Annotated in this window: 15 protein-coding genes and 3 pseudogenes; 12 read left to right on the top strand and 6 right to left on the bottom strand. The window is 56.7% G+C overall.

The genetic code is table 11. The features are described 5' to 3' along the window. Positions 1–148: pseudogene (locus tag QRQ56_RS27425) on the top strand (IS256 family transposase); the annotation flags it as partial. Between the two features lie 264 nt (positions 149–412). Here QRQ56_RS27425 and QRQ56_RS27420 read toward each other — a convergent pair. Then, positions 413–649, bottom strand: coding sequence for a hypothetical protein (locus tag QRQ56_RS27420; protein WP_438744268.1), 237 nt, complete (start codon positions 647–649; stop codon positions 413–415). 264 nt (positions 650–913) lie between these two features. Between QRQ56_RS27420 and QRQ56_RS27415 the strand changes: the two are divergent. After that, positions 914–1,861, top strand: a pseudogene (locus tag QRQ56_RS27415) (D-alanine--D-alanine ligase family protein). Positions 1,862–2,152: 291 nt separating this feature from the next. Here the strand turns inward: QRQ56_RS27415 and QRQ56_RS27410 are convergent. The 3 genes from QRQ56_RS27410 to QRQ56_RS27400 all read right to left on the bottom strand — a co-directional run bounded on the left by QRQ56_RS27410 (position 2,153) and on the right by QRQ56_RS27400 (position 4,694). Further along, a complete protein-coding gene (locus QRQ56_RS27410; protein ID WP_438744292.1) occupies positions 2,153–2,338 on the bottom strand; it encodes a hypothetical protein in 186 nt (61 codons plus the stop codon). A gap of 783 nt (positions 2,339–3,121) precedes the next feature. Further along, positions 3,122–3,907 (bottom strand): class I SAM-dependent methyltransferase, encoded by a 786-nt coding sequence (locus QRQ56_RS27405; RefSeq protein WP_438744267.1) that lies wholly within the window; start codon positions 3,905–3,907, stop codon positions 3,122–3,124. 523 nt (positions 3,908–4,430) lie between these two features. Continuing rightward, complete coding sequence (locus tag QRQ56_RS27400) at positions 4,431–4,694, bottom strand: hypothetical protein (RefSeq protein WP_438744291.1); 264 nt, start codon at positions 4,692–4,694, stop codon at positions 4,431–4,433. A gap of 1,128 nt (positions 4,695–5,822) precedes the next feature. Here QRQ56_RS27400 and QRQ56_RS27395 point away from each other — a divergent pair. From QRQ56_RS27395 to QRQ56_RS27350, 10 genes are all read left to right on the top strand, one after another. Continuing rightward, positions 5,823–6,896, top strand: coding sequence for a hypothetical protein (locus tag QRQ56_RS27395; protein ID WP_438744265.1), 1,074 nt, complete (start codon positions 5,823–5,825; stop codon positions 6,894–6,896). After that, positions 6,896–8,473, top strand: a complete 1,578-nt coding sequence (locus tag QRQ56_RS27390) for a class I adenylate-forming enzyme family protein (protein WP_438744263.1) — start codon at positions 6,896–6,898, stop codon at positions 8,471–8,473. Before QRQ56_RS27395 ends, QRQ56_RS27390 begins: the two co-directional genes overlap by 1 nt. A 220-nt stretch (positions 8,474–8,693) precedes the next feature. Then, a complete protein-coding gene (locus QRQ56_RS27385) occupies positions 8,694–9,629 on the top strand; it encodes a cyclase family protein (protein WP_438744262.1) in 936 nt (311 codons plus the stop codon). After that, positions 9,629–10,789: a methyltransferase domain-containing protein gene (locus QRQ56_RS27380; RefSeq protein ID WP_438744261.1), complete on the top strand. Its 1,161-nt coding sequence runs from the start codon at positions 9,629–9,631 to the stop codon at positions 10,787–10,789. Before QRQ56_RS27385 ends, QRQ56_RS27380 begins: the two co-directional genes overlap by 1 nt. A 214-nt stretch (positions 10,790–11,003) precedes the next feature. Then, the gene (locus tag QRQ56_RS27375) at positions 11,004–11,846 is read left to right on the top strand and encodes an AAC(3) family N-acetyltransferase (RefSeq protein ID WP_438744260.1); all 843 of its coding nucleotides are present in this window, start codon (positions 11,004–11,006) and stop codon (positions 11,844–11,846) included. Positions 11,847–11,984: 138 nt separating this feature from the next. Next, entirely contained in the window at positions 11,985–12,431 is a 447-nt protein-coding gene (locus QRQ56_RS27370; RefSeq protein ID WP_438744258.1) for an SET domain-containing protein-lysine N-methyltransferase, read from the top strand. Positions 12,432–12,733: 302 nt separating this feature from the next. Further along, positions 12,734–12,997: a transposase gene (locus QRQ56_RS27365; RefSeq protein WP_438744257.1), complete on the top strand. Its 264-nt coding sequence runs from the start codon at positions 12,734–12,736 to the stop codon at positions 12,995–12,997. 121 nt (positions 12,998–13,118) lie between these two features. After that, complete coding sequence (tnpB, locus tag QRQ56_RS27360; protein WP_007591027.1) at positions 13,119–13,466, top strand: IS66 family insertion sequence element accessory protein TnpB; 348 nt, start codon at positions 13,119–13,121, stop codon at positions 13,464–13,466. A 72-nt stretch (positions 13,467–13,538) separates the two neighbouring features. Beyond that, positions 13,539–15,152, top strand: a complete 1,614-nt coding sequence (gene tnpC, locus QRQ56_RS27355; protein ID WP_438744254.1) for an IS66 family transposase — start codon at positions 13,539–13,541, stop codon at positions 15,150–15,152. Further along, on the top strand, positions 15,152–15,445 hold the full coding sequence (locus QRQ56_RS27350; RefSeq protein ID WP_007590556.1) for a hypothetical protein: 294 nt from the start codon (positions 15,152–15,154) through the stop codon (positions 15,443–15,445). The genes tnpC and QRQ56_RS27350 overlap by 1 nt, the downstream gene beginning before the upstream one ends. A 240-nt stretch (positions 15,446–15,685) precedes the next feature. Here the strand turns inward: QRQ56_RS27350 and QRQ56_RS27345 are convergent, their stop codons facing one another. Both QRQ56_RS27345 and QRQ56_RS27340 read right to left on the bottom strand, forming a co-directional pair. Further along, complete coding sequence (locus QRQ56_RS27345; protein WP_438744253.1) at positions 15,686–16,987, bottom strand: IS30 family transposase; 1,302 nt, start codon at positions 16,985–16,987, stop codon at positions 15,686–15,688. Between the two features lie 46 nt (positions 16,988–17,033). Then, positions 17,034–17,292: pseudogene (locus tag QRQ56_RS27340) on the bottom strand (DDE-type integrase/transposase/recombinase); the annotation flags it as partial. Between the last annotated feature and the right edge of the window lie 125 nt (positions 17,293–17,417).

Raw genomic sequence — 17,417 nt, 5'->3', positions numbered from 1 at the left:
ATGGGTCGCGGCCGGCATGATCGAGGCCAACAAGGGCTTTCGACGATTGAAGGCGCATAAGCAATTGTCGGTTCTGCGTGCAGCCCTTCAAGCTCACCACGATCGCATGACGATCAAGCCCGTTGCCCACGTCTCGAGGGCCGCGTAACATTCATCCCGGCAACGTCGGTCCGACGTAGTTCAACACCGATCGGGACATCCCCCTAAATCTGTATCACGTTAGCCGAAACGATAGCCTAGTTTACATAATTCCATTCCGCAATTCTCTCGCAATTGATGAGCTCGAGGCTTGTATTTCCGATTCTGGTGCAGTTTCTGGCCACCCGCTGCTCACCACCTTTGATATGATGAAAACTAGTGATGAGTACATCGTAAATTTGTTGCACGGACAGTTTGGCGAAGACGGAGGAGTTCAGCCGCTTGCGGCGCGTTCGGGCTTAAGGGGAACGTTCCATGTTGCATGGCTGACAATGACCAAGTACGCAATGTCGTCATTCGCCTCCTCGCTATTGCATTCTGAAGCGGTCAGTGTGCCGAAGACAAGGTTGATAACATCAAGAAACGTCGCCGACTCAATGCAGATTGCGCAGTCATTTGAATGTTCGATCGTCGTGAAGCCGAATTCACTCGGATCATCACTGTACGCCAAGCTTTTTCATGATCCTGCAGAGTCGAAGGCGGAGATAGACGGGTTGATGGCGCATTGTGAAGTGTGCCGCTCCGTCGACCGCATAGCCATGCCGCGCGGAGCCTAGATCATCGATTCCGTTGAGCAAAGAAATTGACAACGTCCAAGATCGAAGGAGTAACTCATGCGCGTAGCGATAGTGTACAACCAGATTGTGCAGGCGTGATCAACCGATTTGGTCAGCCTTACCCTCAGGAATATCTTTCTATTAAGAACGTCGAAAGCATGGCGGCGGCTCTGCGCGAGGGCGGCCACGAGACGCTGCTATGCGAGGGAGACAAAGGGCTGCTCACCGCGCTTGAGCGATTCATGCCGCCCAATTCGCAGTCGCGCCCTTCGGGAGTCGTCTTCAACCGTGCTTTCGGAATTCAGGGAGAGTTCCGTTTCATCCACGTTCCGGCGATGCTCGAAATGGCAGGTGTTCCATACACCGGGTCAGGTCCGCTCGGCCATGGGCTGATGCAAGACAAAGTAGTCACCAAGACGCTCATCCGCGATCGCGGCGTGCCGACGCCAAACTTTCGAGCTATGCGGCACGGCACCGAGAGTACCGACGACTTACGGTTTCCAGTGATAGTCAAGCCGCGTCTCGAAGAGGGCAGCCTCGGATTACAGCTGGTATATGAACCTGCTCAGTTGAGGCGTGCCGTGGAAGTGATCGTGATGCAGTATGAGCAGGATGCGCTCATTGAAGATACATCGAGGGGCGAGAAATCTCTGTCCCGCTTCTCGGAAACGACGAGCTAGATGTGTTGCCTTTCGTGGAGGTGGAATTCGGCGATCCTGAAAGGCGTCTTTTTAGTTGGGACGCCAAGCGTCTGTCGGACGCGGCACCGCCCCCGATTTGGCCCCGCGAAGATCGGAAGCGGGCTCCAAACGGTGCTTAGGGATATTTCGGTTGCCACCTTCCTTACCTGCCAGTGCCGGGACTATGCTCGCGTCGACTTTCGCATCGATCGTTCCGGCAAGCCTTTCGTTTTGGAGATAAACTCCATGCCGTCGCTCGCTCCGACCGGATTTTTTGCCTTGGCTGCGAGGACGAGCGGCCACAGTTACTCGAGCTTGATCAACCGCATCCTGGATACAGCTCACATGCGGTATTTCGGCCCGAGGCGCCCAGCATCATTGACACGTAAGCGCCAAGCTTGTGCCGATCAGGCACAGCTATTTTGAGGAGCGAGGGCACGAGAGCAACGATCTGAGAGATCGGCCAACCCTGTGCGATCCGTTCGAAGTTTGGCTCAGCCAGGCGCGGGATCGACTCGTTCGTCTTCGCGGTTTGTGCTGGACGACGAACTATGCCGAGCACCGTGCGACGCGCGTCAGAGAGAGGGCGTCATCGCAACGCGGGCGTTGGGGGGATGACTTCCGGCGCTCGGCATATCTTCGAGCAGCAGAGTCCGACGAACCCGGGTGTACCGGTGTGAAGTCGCCTGGGATTGAACGAAACCCGCTACACGGCAGTCATCCCTGAAGAATGCAGATAGGCCTGGGAGACCGATAGAAGTTGTCTCGACAAAGTATTCGATTTTGCAGGAAAGCCGTAAGCGTCGTTCTCAGGCCCCGGCTTTGAGGGCTTGAGCGCGGTAGGCCCAGGGGCAGTAGGTGGTTGATGTCGCTGCTTTGATGCCCGTTGACGATCCTGGTCAGGAGTTCGGTGAGATAGGCGAGGGGGTCGACTTCGTTGAGCTTGCAAGTTTATGCCGCCCGCCGAACTATGCCGCGTCGTTTTCCCGAGATTTCTGGCTGACCGGCGTTTGGTCGGTTCACATAGTTCGTTCTGTGCCACCGGGGTGATGAAATCTCTTCTGGCTCCGAAACGTCCCGCGTTTTGGCTTCGCGAAAGGAGCCTGCCGCCCGCATGGAGGACGTGCTCAATTCCTGCCGAGACGCCTATCCGAAGCGGCCGGTGGTCTACTTCGATGAGAGTCCCGATCCAGCTCATTGGCGAGTTGCGCCAGCCGCCCTACCCTAGGACTACAAACGAGCGCCAAGACTGCTAATATCGGCACAATCCAATCGCAAGTCTGTTCGTCGTTCTCGACGTGCATCACTCCTGGCGCAAGGTGAAGCTGACCAAGCGACGGGCCGCAGAAGATGTTTTCGCCTGCATGCGCGACCTCACCGACATCCATCGATCCCGAGCCGAACACATCCCGCGATACTCGATAATCTCTCAACCCATTCGGCCGAGGCGCTCTACGAAACCGTTCCGGAGGACGAAGCCCGGCGGTCCGGCGACGATTGGAGTTCCGCTACGTCGAAGCCGTTGGTTGAACACGGTCGAGATCGTCCTGTCGACAGTCTAGCCCGACTTCTCGTCGAGACCGCCGGTCTCACGCACGCCCGCGCCCAAAAACGGCGCGTGTTTAGTTAAAGTATTCTGCCTAAATAGGCCCAGATTCAACGGTTCAAAGCCTCTGTGTCGCGATACTAGGGTTTATATCCGAGCAGCGTCGTAACGTGGCCTCGTTCCACGAACGGACCAGATGGCGAATAGGAAAGCAACAACCGACGAATACGTGTCGTAAACTCCTCACGACGAGCTCCGAGGACGTGAGGCGTACCCATGGACATAGAATGGAGATAGCCAAGAACGTCATCGATATCGCGGTGGCGTTCGAAAGAATGTCGAAGCTCGATGATTTCGCTGAAATCGGAAGCTCTCAGAACGCTTCGATCAGAGACTTTCAAAGGTGGAAAGGCTGGACCTGCCGGCAGGCTTCCTTTCCAGAACTCCTGGACGGCGCTCCACATTGCATCCCGCCATCCTCCAGGTTCCGACTCCTCGTACTCGCTGTTGATGATTGCAATGCAGCCATCTGGCCTAAGCGTTCGGGCCAACTTTCCCAGCACTCTCGGTCGGTCCATCCAGTTGAATGAGTTTGCTATTGTTGCGATATCAAATGATGACGCTGCTTCGTTCAGGTCCTCAGATCTTGAGACCAGGAACTCTATGTTATTGACTCCTAGGGCTTCTGCCTTTCGTCTTCCCTCATGCAGCATTTCGTCGCATGGATCGACAGACAGCACGTAACGAACCGAGCGCGCCAAGGGAATGCTGAACAATCCCGTGCCGGCACCAAGATCTAGTACGCGACTGCTGCTGCTAAGTCTGCAAACGCGAACCAAAGATCTAAAGATTTCGTCTGAAAACGGGGTTATGTGCCGTGCGTAGTAGGGTCCCGCACCACGATACAGTTCACTCGCTGGAATCATGACTGGCTCCGTAAGTCTTGTTTCCCTGTCTACAACCATATTCGCACGAAGCGACGGCCTAAAGCAGCCGACGATGCGACCGCGGATAATGCGCATCAAGGGATGAGTTTCCGGTGGATGACGAAATCTTCGTTAAAGATAGCGGACGCAGTGGGAAATGAACCAACCGTTCCGAACGCGCCGGCCTATTCAGGCCAAAGGTGTGGTTCAAGCAGACCTGAAGAGAGAGGAGCTTCTGTGCCCGCCAAGACGGTAGATCAATCGGCGCTTGACGCAAGGGTGAGTTGTTGTCGATCATGGTGCCGAACTCGTTAGAGCAGAGAATTGATGAGCACAGGTGCCCATCGACCGCTATCTCTTCATCACATGGATCATTTGGATTATTTGCCAAGGTGGATCAATTACCAAAGTTTGGTAGTTGGTTAGAGTTCCTGCATTAGCGCTAGTGTTCCGAGTCACAAGTTCGCAATCGTGGATTCGCACTAGGTTCGCGTCGCCTTCTGCTTCTGAAGAAGCCGATCATTCACCTCTCATTCTCTCCGACCTCGCCGCGCGCGTCGGCTATCTCCGGTTTAAAAAAATCGAGTTCAATTTCGCGCGACACCTCGACGATCCTTTCTGGATGATGACCATTCTCGAATAGTGCGAATTTGAACGCCTGGACCCGGCTCACGAACAATCCGCCGAAAATGCCGTTTTGCTCCCGGGCCACCCAGTTGCCGAGACGATTCTTGCCAATAAAAACGGTGGACCCTACGCGGCACGAAGTAGGTTCGACAAATCTCACTTTCATGATCCTTGCATTGGCTCCAAACAGTATGCCCTCGGTCCAAACTCGCAGCTGCCAAATCGATACTGTAGCTCGTCAGAGATCGTCACCTGCAGCAATCTCCCTTGGCCGGTTCGGTGAAGACCTCATCAGCCGGAGTGATAGTTCGCCCCTACGCATCGTGGTCACGCATAAATCTTGTTAAAGCCTACATTGGGACTATCGACCGACTTGATCGCCAACTATCGGACCAACCCACCACGATGACCGTAGTCTTCGTCCTCGTCCCAGCAATCCGCATGCCATTCGCCGAATGTAATACGCGCCTTGATTCGCGAGAGAGCACACGTGCCTGCAAACTTCCGTGTGGACGGCAGGGGCATTCGTCGACTCTTTTACATCACGGTGTTCATAGACGAACACGAACGAAGAGTAAGGCAGGTCGTCTCAGCGGGCCTCGTCATGTCTCTACGGTGGTCATCCAGCTGATGCGCGATTAGCCCATCACCTGAGATATCGGAATGCACAGCAGCCCGCTGCATGGTTCCCCCCCAATTTGCAGAACGATGGTCGACGAAGCATATGGGCGCTTGCAAGGACAACTCGCGATCGTCAAGCGTCATGCCGTGATGCGCTCGCCCCTCGCGTCCGATTCTTGTTCCAGATGCTGTTTGCCGTGATGCAGGCCTTCAGCGACTCGCGATTTATGGCTCGACGATCGCGCGAGCACGGTTTGAGGTGAGATCTTTCGACCAGATACTGGTGCGACGCAACGATCTCGCGCACATGGAGAGGGTGCGGCTCTCGTCCCTGCACGGTGGCCTGGTCTTCTTCGGATTCAGGATCGTCTCCCGGGCGGAGTGCCGCGCTTCGGAGATCAGGCTTAAAAATTTTTCGCGCGGAGAAAAGCACCAGCGCCATCGGAAGTCGCGGCGTTGATTCATAGTGTTCCACGGCCACCACTTGTTCGGCAATCTGCCGTGCTCTCGGTCCTGGTAGGTGCGTGCTGGTCTGCTCTTAGCATATGGTGCAGCTCCAACGGCGTATATCGACTCAGAAAAAGACAGGAGATGCGAAGAATTCGGCGCATCCTGTTTCCAGAGCGCTCAAAGCCTGTGAGTTTCGACGGTTGCGAGGCAAGTGTACATGACTGAACATCTACGCATACTGGATACGACGCTTCGGGATGGTAGCTATATGATCGATTTCAAGTTCACTGCACGGGATACAGCTGTCATCGGCAAGCAACTCGAAGCTGCCGGTTTCGAGCTAATCGAGATTGGGCATGGAGTCGGATTAGGCGCATCGCAACGAGGCTATGGTAATGCAGCCGAGACGGACGAAGCATATCTGTCCGCCGCGGCGGACGCGCTGAAGCGCGCCATGTGGGGGATGTTCTGCATTCCTGGTATCGCGACTCTGCAGGAAATCGACATGGCGGCCGAGTACGGCATGAACTTCATTCGTGTAGGGACTGAAGTCGCGGACGTTCCTAGTTCCAAGAACTTTATCGAACAGGCCAAGAAACACGGCATGTTCGTCTGCGCCAACTATATGAAGTCCTACGTCGTCACGCCGCAGGAATTCGTACGCAACGCGTTGTTGTCCAAGCAGTACGGTGCCGACGTCGTGTACATCGTGGACTCGGCGGGAGGGATGCTAACGCGTGATGTCGAAAGCTACTTCCTTGCTGCGCGCGATGTTGGCCTACAAGTCGGGTTTCATGGCCACGACAATCTCGGTCTTGGAGTGGCCAATGCGGTGCGGGCGGCGGAGCTGGGAGCTGCGATCGTTGACACGTCTCTTCAAGGCATGGGTCGCGGCGCAGGCAACACGCCTACTGAATTGTTCATCGTTGTCATGGAACGGCTCGGCGTTGCCATGGGGTTTGACCCACTACGCGTCATGGATATTGGAGAGAAGTGCATCAAGCCCCTCATGCGACGAGACGGGCTAAACTCACTAGATATCGTGGCTGGATACGCACAATTTCACTCGAGCTATATGGGCGTGATTAAGGAGTTTTCGAGCAAACTTGGCGTCGATCCACGCAAGCTGATTATCGCATTATGCGAAAGAGACAAGATTAATGCGCCGCGCTCAATGATTGAAGAGTTGGCACAAGCGCTGACTGCGGAGCCGGAAGAGGTCTTCTCGGCTAGATTCCATCTGGACCGATATTGCGGGGACGAACAGAACCCAAGCCCTACGAGGTCCTGATGCAGAATTGGTCCCTACGGCTGCAGCATATCTTCGCCGATAATGCCGAACGTGCCTACCTGATTGATGCCGACACCGCTCAGGTGATGACCTATGCTGACCTGGCCTATCAATCGATTCGTCTACTGAGACAACTCAACCGTCGAGGTCTAAAGCCGGCTGGGCGGGTCGGGGTGCAGTTACAGAACCGTTCTTTATTCGTAACTGTCTATTTCGCATGCCTCCTGGGCGGCTTAACGATTGTTCCTTTGAATAATGCCTTGCCACGCAAGGATCGTTCGTTTGTGCTCGACAAACTGCGACTATCGATACTCCTCACGGACGCGACGAGAGATGCATCTGAAATTGCTAGGTCCGATCTGAATGGGGACGCGCTGCCTCGTTGCGCTTTAACGCATAATGTTTGGGGCGACGCCCCGGCTGCAGAGATCGCGCTGCAAGATGCAGAGCATGAACTGGGGCGCTATCTCGCCGCGATAGACGGGGATCGAATCTGGTCGATTCATTTCACTTCAGGAACGACAGGCCTGCCGAAGGCCGTAGCTCATCGAGTGAGCGTATTGCTTGGTAACGCGAGCTCGTTCAATCAAACCTTTGCTATCGGGCGGCACAGCAGGCTCGTGCATGTTATGCCGATGGCCTATATCGCCGGATTTCTGAACACGCTTTTGAGCGCGTTCACAGCAGAAGCGTCCATTATTGTTGCCCCACAATTCAGCTCAAAAAGTGCACTTAGTTTCTGGGAGCCGGTGAAGGAACATGGTGGCGATACAATTTGGGCGACCCCTACGATGCTTGCCGCCTTGACGCAAATCGATCGTAGCAAGGCGGGCATAGAGCTCTGCCGTTCGAGAACCGTGCGGATGTTTAGCGCGACAGCTCCCCTATCTACTGCTGTGCGGCGCCGTTTCGAAGCAAAATACGAGATCAACGTAATCGAGAGTTATGGTCTTTCGGAATTGCTTCTGATTACCGCAAACGACGGTGCTGCTGGACAAAAAAACTCGTCGGTTGGGCCGTGCCTGCCGGAAGTCCGCATCGCTATTCGCAATGAAGAGGGAAAAGGGCAGTCAGCGGGCAGGAATGGTACCATTTTTGTCAATACGCCGTTTGCTTCTGCCGGCTACATCGATTTCAATACAGGAGAGCCGGTAGCACCGACAGAATCATGGTTCAATACGGGAGACCTCGGTCATCTGGACGACGAGGGATACCTTTTCGTGACTGGGCGAGCCAAGGATCTCATCATTCGAGGCGGATTCAATATTAGCCCGCGTCAGATTGAAGAGGTTCTACTGCAGCATCCATCTGTTCACGATGCCGCGGTGGTCGGGATGCCTCATAAATTTTACGGAGAACAGGTGGTCGCGGCGGTCATACCGCGGCCGGGCGTCAGCCTGGAGGATATCGAGGCAAGTTTGCAAGAGGTGTGCCTTTCGGCTCTTGGGCCTTCCACAGTGCCGGACAGGTTCGTTGCACTTGATGCCTTTCCGGCAACGAACGTCGGGAAACTTCGGAAGGAGGCGATCCGACAGCTGCTCTTCGGAACTCCACAGCGGCCGCCAGCGCAGGAGTGAACCAATGGCAACTCGAATCTTTGGGCCGAGCCGTCCGACCGCAACATTAATGGTGCGACAAGGTGGGATGACGTTTACCGCAATAGCTACACGGTCGCGCCTGTATCAGAGGGATTCGGTCGTGTCGAGAAGCTTGCGTAAATTGAAGTACGAGGAGAGCCGAACGGATAATCGCACGTTCGCGGTGCATCTATCGGTGGATTAGCGCGGAGTCAGAGATATGAGACGGATGGTGGATCTTTCATACATCTTGCAGAACGGAATGCCAGTTTATCCTGTGCCGTGGTCGCCGGCCTTCGAGGTGACGCAATTGGCCAGGCATGAGACCGAGGGGCGAGAGTCACGAAAGATCGTAGTAGGAACACATTGCGGTACGCATATAGATGCGCCTCGCCATTTCATTCCCGGCGGAGCCACGGTTGACCAGCTACCGCTAGAGCCCTTCGTGGGACCGGCAACGCTGATCGATTTTACGGATGCCAAGCCAATGCAGGAAATGGGAGTTTCTGAGTTCGAAAGGCGTGTTGGCGATCAACATATCGACCGATTGGTCATGCGGTTCGACTGGTCCGACCACTGGTCGACCTCGAAATACTATTCTTGCCAGCCCTATATCTCGGAAGATGCAGCTCATTGGTTGGTAAAGCGCCGCGTTCAGCTTCTGGGGATGGACACTCCGCAAGCCGACAGTCCGAAGAACGGGCGCGGTACGAAGCGGGACTCTCCCGTCCACAAGATTCTACTCGAAGCAGGCATAATCAAGCTAGAATACATGACCAACCTGAAGGCGCTCGGAACCGAACAGTTCGAGTTGATTGCGTTGCCATTGAACATACAAGAGGGAGACGGTTCGCCGGTCCGCTGCATCGGAATAATCGAGGGGACTGGTGCGACTGAGATTGCGGAAAGACACGAAAGATCGGTCCGCAAGTTTTTCGCGCGACACGGGAAGTCGTCTCTTCCAGCCGGGGAAGCCGCTTTCAGCCTACGCTTCCTTGAGCAAGGCGTAATTGATTCCTTCGGGCTCGTCACGATGATTACGGAGCTTGAGGGGGAGCTCGGTGTTACCTTCTCGGCCGAAGATCTTCAGTCCTATGAGTTCCAGACAGTCGGCGGGCTTATTGCAATCCTGAACCGGTTGGCCGGGGGGGGCTAATGTGCATCGTTCCGAAGGATGTTATTTTCCTGCCCGAATCCACACCAGAGTATGAGGACCGATGGGTCGCGTTGAATGTGTTTTCCCGTACCGCACTGGGAATCAGCAGTAAAGTCTTTCGCCTGTTAGCCGCACCCGACCAAGTTGAGGCGAGCGAGGATGGTCCGTACCAATGCTGGAATATCGAATATTTTTCCCACGAGGCCGGGCTGCTTGCCGATCCTAGCCGTTTTCGCCGAGCTCTTTGCGATTGGCAGGAGATTCATCTCAATCGAGAGGAACTGCTTCGTCGCTTGAAGAAGCACTGCATCATAGTCGATGATGAAAGTGCCTATCGCGCACGTTTCGGACCAAAACGTCACATCCTAGATCATGAAAATTTTGGTAATTTCCACCAACAGCACGGTCAGCACCTCGCGTTGACGCGCAGGGAAGATCCGTCAGCCTGGTGGATGCGGCAGAAATTCTCGCCCGATCAATTGTCCATTCGCCCGGGTACGCTTTACGACGGGATACAGAACGCGTTTCTTGAACAGTACACGAAGCAGCGCATCACGAAGGGAATGTCGGTCGTGGATCTCGGTTGCGGAACGGGCATCTACTCAAATCTCATTGCCAAGCGAGGGGCTAGCGTGTTGGGGGTGGACCCAAGCGAACAATATCTGACCGTCGCGCGCGAACACGCCCAGGAAAACGTCCGGTTTGAACAGATGCACATCGGCCAAGTGGGTGGGCTGGATGCTATTCCTAGCGCGTCCGCTGATATGGTCTTCATGAGCGATGCTCTCCTGTTCTACTACGTTCCGTTCTACCCGAGCCAGGCGGCTGATCTCAATGTTCTTCTTGCCGACATCACGCGAATCTTAAAGCCGAATGGCACGTTCGTGAGTCTCGAGCCGCACGGAGTGTTCTATCTGATGCCTTGGCTCGGCGCTGAAGATCGGCCGTTCGTCGTCGTGACGGAATATATGAGAAAATCGTTCGGAATAGTGCCCCCTTTATCTTTGCTGATCCAAAACGTCTTGCGAGCGGGGTTCGTTGTTGCCGACATGCGCGAGCTCACCCCCGCAAGCCACTTCGCTGAAATTGATCCGCGGGGCTACCATTTCGCAAGCGAGTTTCCGCTTTGGCACTTGCTTGAGTTCCGGCGGCTTCGCTAATGGACAATAAGGGCGCGATGAAGACCGCTATGACGAGGGCTGTGAGTGCTTCGAAAAACCCGTGCCACCCTTCTCGCTGGAAGCTATGCGCTAGGACGATTCAATGCGGTTGGCTCGTGTCGGACCTCATGTTCGGAGTTGGAAAACAAGCTGGATAGTTTCACCCTCCGCCGCCTCAAGCGTTTTCTTGTACCGCGTTCGGGAGTTATAACCTGTGAGAAGTTATAGTTACAATCGCGACGATTTGCTGACGGCGATCGAGGCGATCGGCATCCATCCAGGCGATCTAGTTTCACTGCATGTAAGTCTCGGCCGCCTCGGCTTGCCGCTGGGGGTTGAGCGCAACTATACAGCGCTGTCTAACTTCGTCATAGACGTATTCCTTGAGGTGCTCGGCCAGAAGGGAACGCTTATGGTCCCGACCTACACTTATTCTTTTGGGCGCGGTCACCCCTATGATGTCGACACAACTCCATCGTGGATCGGCGAATTTCCGGAGGTGTTTCGAAGTCGCACGAACGCCGTTCGCTCGCGTGATCCAATGATGTCATGGGCAGCCATCGGGCCAAGTTCGCAAGCGATTTTACGAAACGTTTCCAATCACTGCTACGGAACTGGCAGTGCTTTTGACAACATTGCCAGGGCGAATGGCATGATATGCACATTGGGCATTGGGCTGTGGTCAGCCACATTCTGCCACTACGTTGAGAGGATGGCAAATGTGCCGTTTCGCTTTGACAAGTGCTTCCGGGGGACTATCCGCGAACACGGACAGGAACGTGAAGAGGAGTGGATTTTCTTCGCTGCTCCTCGCGTCTCGAACTGCCAGCCGAACGCCACAGGGCTGGAGAGGAAAGCCAATGAGCGGTCCATTGTTCGGGTCGCTCCAATTGGTCGTGCTGAGATTCGCGGTGTCAGAGCGCAAGAATATCTCACATGTGGACTAGCTGAACTCCGTGAAAATCCCTGGTTAACCGCTAGCGGGCCGCCTGCCGCGCTGGAACTCATCTTTAAAGACGAACCACAATGGTGGATAGCGAGATCTGCCGGGTGTTGAGCGACTCCCCCGAGCACAGGTTGGATATCGCCAACGGCAGTATCTCCGTGAAAGGCTGAAGAAATCAGACAATCAGGCTGCTCGAAAACCAAACCGGCGCCAGATTGGTGCCGCTCTACAAACTGGGGGAGACCATCAATGCTCCAAGGCAAGAAGGAAAGCGCGAAGATAGGGAAGGTTCTTGACCGCAGCAAAGCTATCTATATCAGAGCTGTAGTAGGAAAGGGCCGTGGCCTCTTTGCAAACATTCCGTTTAAGAGCGGAGATGTAATCGAACGTGCTCCAACGTGGGGGTTTGATAACGCCACAGCCGAGCTGTTAGATCGTACAGGACTTTTCGAATACTACTTTGTGCGACATGATGGGGACGTCGAACGTGGTTCTATGGCAGGCTATGTTGTTTTCGGGCTAACCTCCTTAGCGAATCACTCATCTAACCCAAATGCACGGATAGAGTGGGCCGATGAAGCGTCCGGCGCGTGGGCTAGCATTGTTGCGACAAAGGACATAAAAGTGGATGAAGAAATAACACACCACTACACGAATGTGTCTGTCTATCCTCCGACTATCAAGTTCATTGACTGACTTTTTAGATCTTGACCTGGATCGGTGTGGATCCTCGTGGTACGAAATTTCGTTTGTTGAGACGAGAGTCTGCTTCTTGTCGCCCTCCTCAATCGCTTTTCAGTAACGGTGGTCTGGCTCGCCACGTGTTTGCAGGATTGCGGCGCAAGGTACGGTAGAACCATCAACCGCAATTCAGCTCGCAACTGCTCCACGAGCGGCTCTTCAGTCGACATCTTTGTATTCCTCCGGGGTGGGCCGCCTTGTTGAGTTGCAGGTATCCGACGAGGATCTAGCTTTAAGGCTAGCCTTAAGGTCGGTAGATGCGGGTAGAGGTCCTGGGCGGGGTTGAGCGTCGTCGTCGCTGGTCTCGCGACGATAAGATGCGGATCATCGAAGAGACGCTGGCGCCCGGCGCGGTTGTGACGGAGATCGCGCGGCGGCACGGCATTTCGACGAGTTGGTGTTCACGTGGCGGCGGCGGGCGCGCCTGGCGAGTGTCGTTTCGGCGGGACCGAAGCTTGTCCCTGTTCAGCTCACCCCGGGTGCGACCGAAAGCGTTCCATCGATTGAAGCCCCAGCGGTGATTTCGCCCCGGAGGCGCCGGGGCCTGATCGAGATCGAACTCGGTGGCGGCAAGCGTGTCAGCGTTGACGAGAACGTCGATGCTGACGCGTTGGGGCGGGTCCTTGATGTTCTGAGCCGGCGATGATCCCGATACCGGGTGGCGTCAGAGTCTGGATCGCAACCGGCCACACCGACATGCGTCGCGGCATGCAGGGTCTGGCTTTGCAGGTTCAGGAGAGCCTGAAGCGGGATCCCCACGCCGGAGATCTCTATATCTTCCGAGGCCGGCGTGGCGATTTGGCAAAGATCCTCTGGCATGACGGGATCGGGCTGTCGCTCTATGCGAAACGCTTGGATCGCGGAAAGTTCATCTGGCCTTCGGCGTCAGGTGACGCGGTGTCGATCTCGGCGGCGCAGATGGCGTACATGCTCGAAGGGATCGATTGGCGCAATCCACAACTGACGTGGCGGCCGACAAGGGCGGGATGAGCGAAGAAAAATGTGGAAACCCGCGTATTTTGGGGTGCCGCAAATCACTAAAACTATGATTCACTTCGTCTCATGGATGCTGATCGCGCCGCTCTTGCCGAAGAAAACGCCGCGCTGAAAGCGGAGCTGGCGGTAGCGCGGGCAAAGGCGTCGGAGGACGCCGCGCTGATTGTGCAGCAGACCTTGCGGATAGCGAAGCTCGAGCGCCAGGTTTACGGCCAGAAATCGGAGCGCTCGGCGCGGTTGATCGACCAGCTGGCGCTTACCTTCGAAGAATTGGAAGCTAACGCGACGGAAGACGAATTGGCGGCGGAGCAGGCAGTCGCCAAAACGACTACGGTTGACGGATTTACGCGCAAGCGCGCTGAGCGCAACACGTTCCCAGACCACCTTCCGCGCGAGCGGGTGGTGATCGATCCGCCGACGGCGTGCGAATGCTGCGGCGGCAATCGCTTGCGCAAGCTCGGCGAAGATGTGACCCGAACGCTGGAATCGGTGCCGCGTCAGTGGAAGGTAATCGAGACGGTGCGCGAGAAGTTCTCTTGCCGCGACTGCGAGAAGATCAGCCAGGCACCGGCGCCATTCCATGTGATCCCGCGAGGGTGGGCGGGGCCGAGCCTGCTGGCCATGCTGCTCTATGAGAAGTTCGGCCAGCATCAGCCTCTGAACCGGCAAACCGAGCGTTACGCGTTGGAAGGCGTGCCGATCAGTCTGTCGACCGCAGCCGACGCCGTCGGAGCGTGCTGCACGGTATTGGAGCCGCTGTTGCGTCTGTTGGAAGCCCACGTCATGGCATCCGAACGCCTCCACGGCGACGACACCACCGTGCCCGTGCTGGCCTTGGGCAAGTGCGATGTCGCTCGATGCTGGGTCTATGTAAAGGACGACCGCCCCTTCGGCGGCTCAGATCCGCCGGCGGCAATGTTCTATTACTCGCGCGATCGAAGGGGCGAGCATCCGCAGGCGCATCTGGCCAACTATAGCGGTATCCTGCAGGCCGACGCCTTCGGCGGATACACCAAACTCTACGAGCCCCCGCGAAGTCCTGGGCCTATCAGGGAGGCGGCCTGTTGGGTGCATGCCCGGCGCCCGTTCTTCGCCATGGCGGATCTTGAGGAAAACGCGCGACGTAAGGCTGCTGGCAAGAAGGAGATCGCCCTCTCGCCGATTGCGATCGAGATCGTGCGTCGCATCGACGCCCTCTTCGCAATCGAGCGCACGATCAATGGCCAAGGCGCCGACCACCGAGAGGCTGTCCGCCAGGCGCAGAGCGCTCCGTTGGTTGCCGATCTGGAAGCCTATATGCGTGAGCAGTGCGCCAAGCTCTCCCGCGGTCACGATCTGGCCAAGGCCATGAACTACATGTTCAAGCGCTGGGGCTCCTTCACACGCTTCCTCGACGATGGCCGCGTCTGTCTCTCGAACAACGCCGCCGAAAGAGCGCTGCGCGGCATCGCATTGGGCAGAAAGTCTTGGTTATTCTGCGGGTCCGACCGCGGAGGGCGTCGTGCCGCCGCCATGTATAGCCTCATCGTCTCTGCGAAGATGAACGACGTCGATCCTCAGGTCTGGCTTGCCGATGTACTCGCTCGCATCGCCGTCCACCCCGCCCACAGGCTCGATGAGCTGCTGCCCTGGAACTGGAAGATTGCGCAACAGCAAGGCCTCGCGGCGCAGGCGGCTTGATGGGGCCCGTCAACAAAGTCAGCCACGTGTTTACCCTCGGCCATGTCGCCGAGATGCTTGGAGAAGACGAGGAATGGCTGTTCGAGGTCGCCGAAGAAATGGACCCCGAGGATGGCCAGCTATGGGTCGTGGGCGTCGGTGAAGATGGGGTGATGGCGTTCACCGATGAGGGGATCGAGAACCTCAAAGAGCTGATCGCAATCCACAAAGAGGACCCTAGCATCATCGAAAAACGCCGCCAAGTGCTCGCTGCGACGATGAAGCCGAAAACCGAGGAGTCCGACGAGCTCTAACGGTTAACTGGAAAGATCAGCGCGCTGCGGCCTACCGCGTAGGGTTACACATCTTTTCGGAGAGTGTTGATTGATTGCCAGGGAGAATCAGGTTTGCTTGTTTGAACCGCCCCGGGTTTGCCGGAGGCCATTTAGTATCCCACCATGGCGGTTGTTCCAGCTGGCGTAGTAGCGTTGCTCGGCTCGGTCGGGGAGTATTGGGCGGATTCAAACGATCGTCGCAACAGCGGTCTTGTTCACTCATGATAGCCAATCGTCAAGCGCCTCCGCCGGCGTTTTCCATCCCAGCGTCTTTCTCGGTCGGGCGTTGAGGACGGCAGCAACGGCGGTGATGTCATGGACGCTATGGACGCTGAGGTCAGTGCCTTTCGGGAAGTACTGACGCAGCAGCCCGTTGGTGTTACGATCGTGCTGGGCCATTTCGGCGCCTTGGTCCCAGGTCAGCGAACGCCGCAGTTCTTGTGGCAAGGTGATGATGGTGCGAGTAATCGCGTCCCGTACGGCTTCAGCGCCGTGTCCCGCGAGCGCAGGCCCGTTCTTGATGCGCGGAGCTTCGCCGTGCCCCATGAGGCGGGGAAGATGCAGCAGCATCGCGAACCGGGTTGTACGCTCGACCAGCGTACCAATCGCTGAGCTGCCAAGACCAAGGATGAGGTCTCCCTCCCAGTGTCCCGGCACTGCTCGATCGGTTGCTTCGGCGGGACGTTGACTGATCATGATCTCCGGCGAGACAAAGCCCTTGCCTCGCCTTTTTACGCGTGCTCTGGGCACTCTTAGCACGCGCCCCGTTCGCAAGCAGGCCGTCAGTTCGCGGCGTAGCGTTCCCCGGCCTTGAACGAAGAGAGCCTGATAGATGGCTTCGTGGCTGATGCGCATCGTGTTGTCGTCCGGGAAGTCGATCGGCAAGCGTCGGGCAATCTGCTCCGGGCTCCAGGCCTTGGCCCATCGCCGATCTCTTCGCGGGCCATGCCGGCGACCGTTCCACGGAACGACCGGACCGGGAACGGAAGCGCCGCTCGGTGCCACGACGACGCCGGCAAGTCTCTCCTCCACATAAGTGCGCAAGGTTTTGTTGAGCGCAAGTTTGGTCAGTTTGGGCCGACATGCCGATCGGTCTGCATGCCACTGGGCAGTCGTCGCACGATACTCCAACCCGCCGCTTCTGGTAGCTGCATTGCGTCGCAGTTCACGGGAGATTGTCGAGGCGGACCGAGCGAGGCGGCGCCCGATTTCTTGCATGGAGTGGCCCTGCACCTTGAGAAGTGCGATCTCCTCGCGCTCGGCAAACGACACGTACCGCCCGGAGAGCGGCTTTGCCGAGGATCTGAACATTGCTGGTGGCATGCCGCCCGCCTTTCGGAACAATCTGTATCCGACAGGCTGCGATACTCCGGCTTCAAGCGCAGCTTCTTCACTGCTTAGCCCCGCGGCAATCCCCCGCCAAAATCTGCTCTGTTCATCACGCCCCGCAACTTGCGGCCGCCCCGGCGATGGCATTGGCGCTCGTCCAGATCGTGCCGATCTCCGTCCTCCAATACTCATCGCAACCTCCAATGTGCGAGTGTTGCGACGACCGTTTGAATCCGCCTTGCCTGCCCCTGTCGCTATGATGCACGAGCCCGCCGCGATGGATTGGTCGGCAATCGTGCAGGGCCCGCTCCAGAGTCGAGCACGAAACCTGCGTGCGCCGCCGGAAGGCTCGCCAGCCCACGATACTGCGGGCATAGGCGTCTCGACCCAAAGGCGACGTAGACGAAGCCGGTCCAGGTCACGACATAGGTGAAGTCGGAGAGGCAGAGAACGTTCGGTCTTAGTGCCTTGAACCGGCCATTGACGTGATCCAGCGGTCATAGCGCGGCCTTGTCGCTGGTCGTCGCTATATATGCTATAAAGAGTTGGCGCACGGGCGATTTGTACAATCGGTGACGGTGGGTGGGTGTGGTCGTGGGCGCCGATCGTATAGGTTAGCTGT

Origin of the sequence: Bradyrhizobium sp. U531, from assembly GCF_051710265.1 — a bacterium.
Taxonomy (GTDB): domain Bacteria; phylum Pseudomonadota; class Alphaproteobacteria; order Rhizobiales; family Xanthobacteraceae; genus Bradyrhizobium.
Note: the sequence above shows the minus strand (reverse complement) of the source record. Positions and strands in the feature narration are given on the sequence as shown.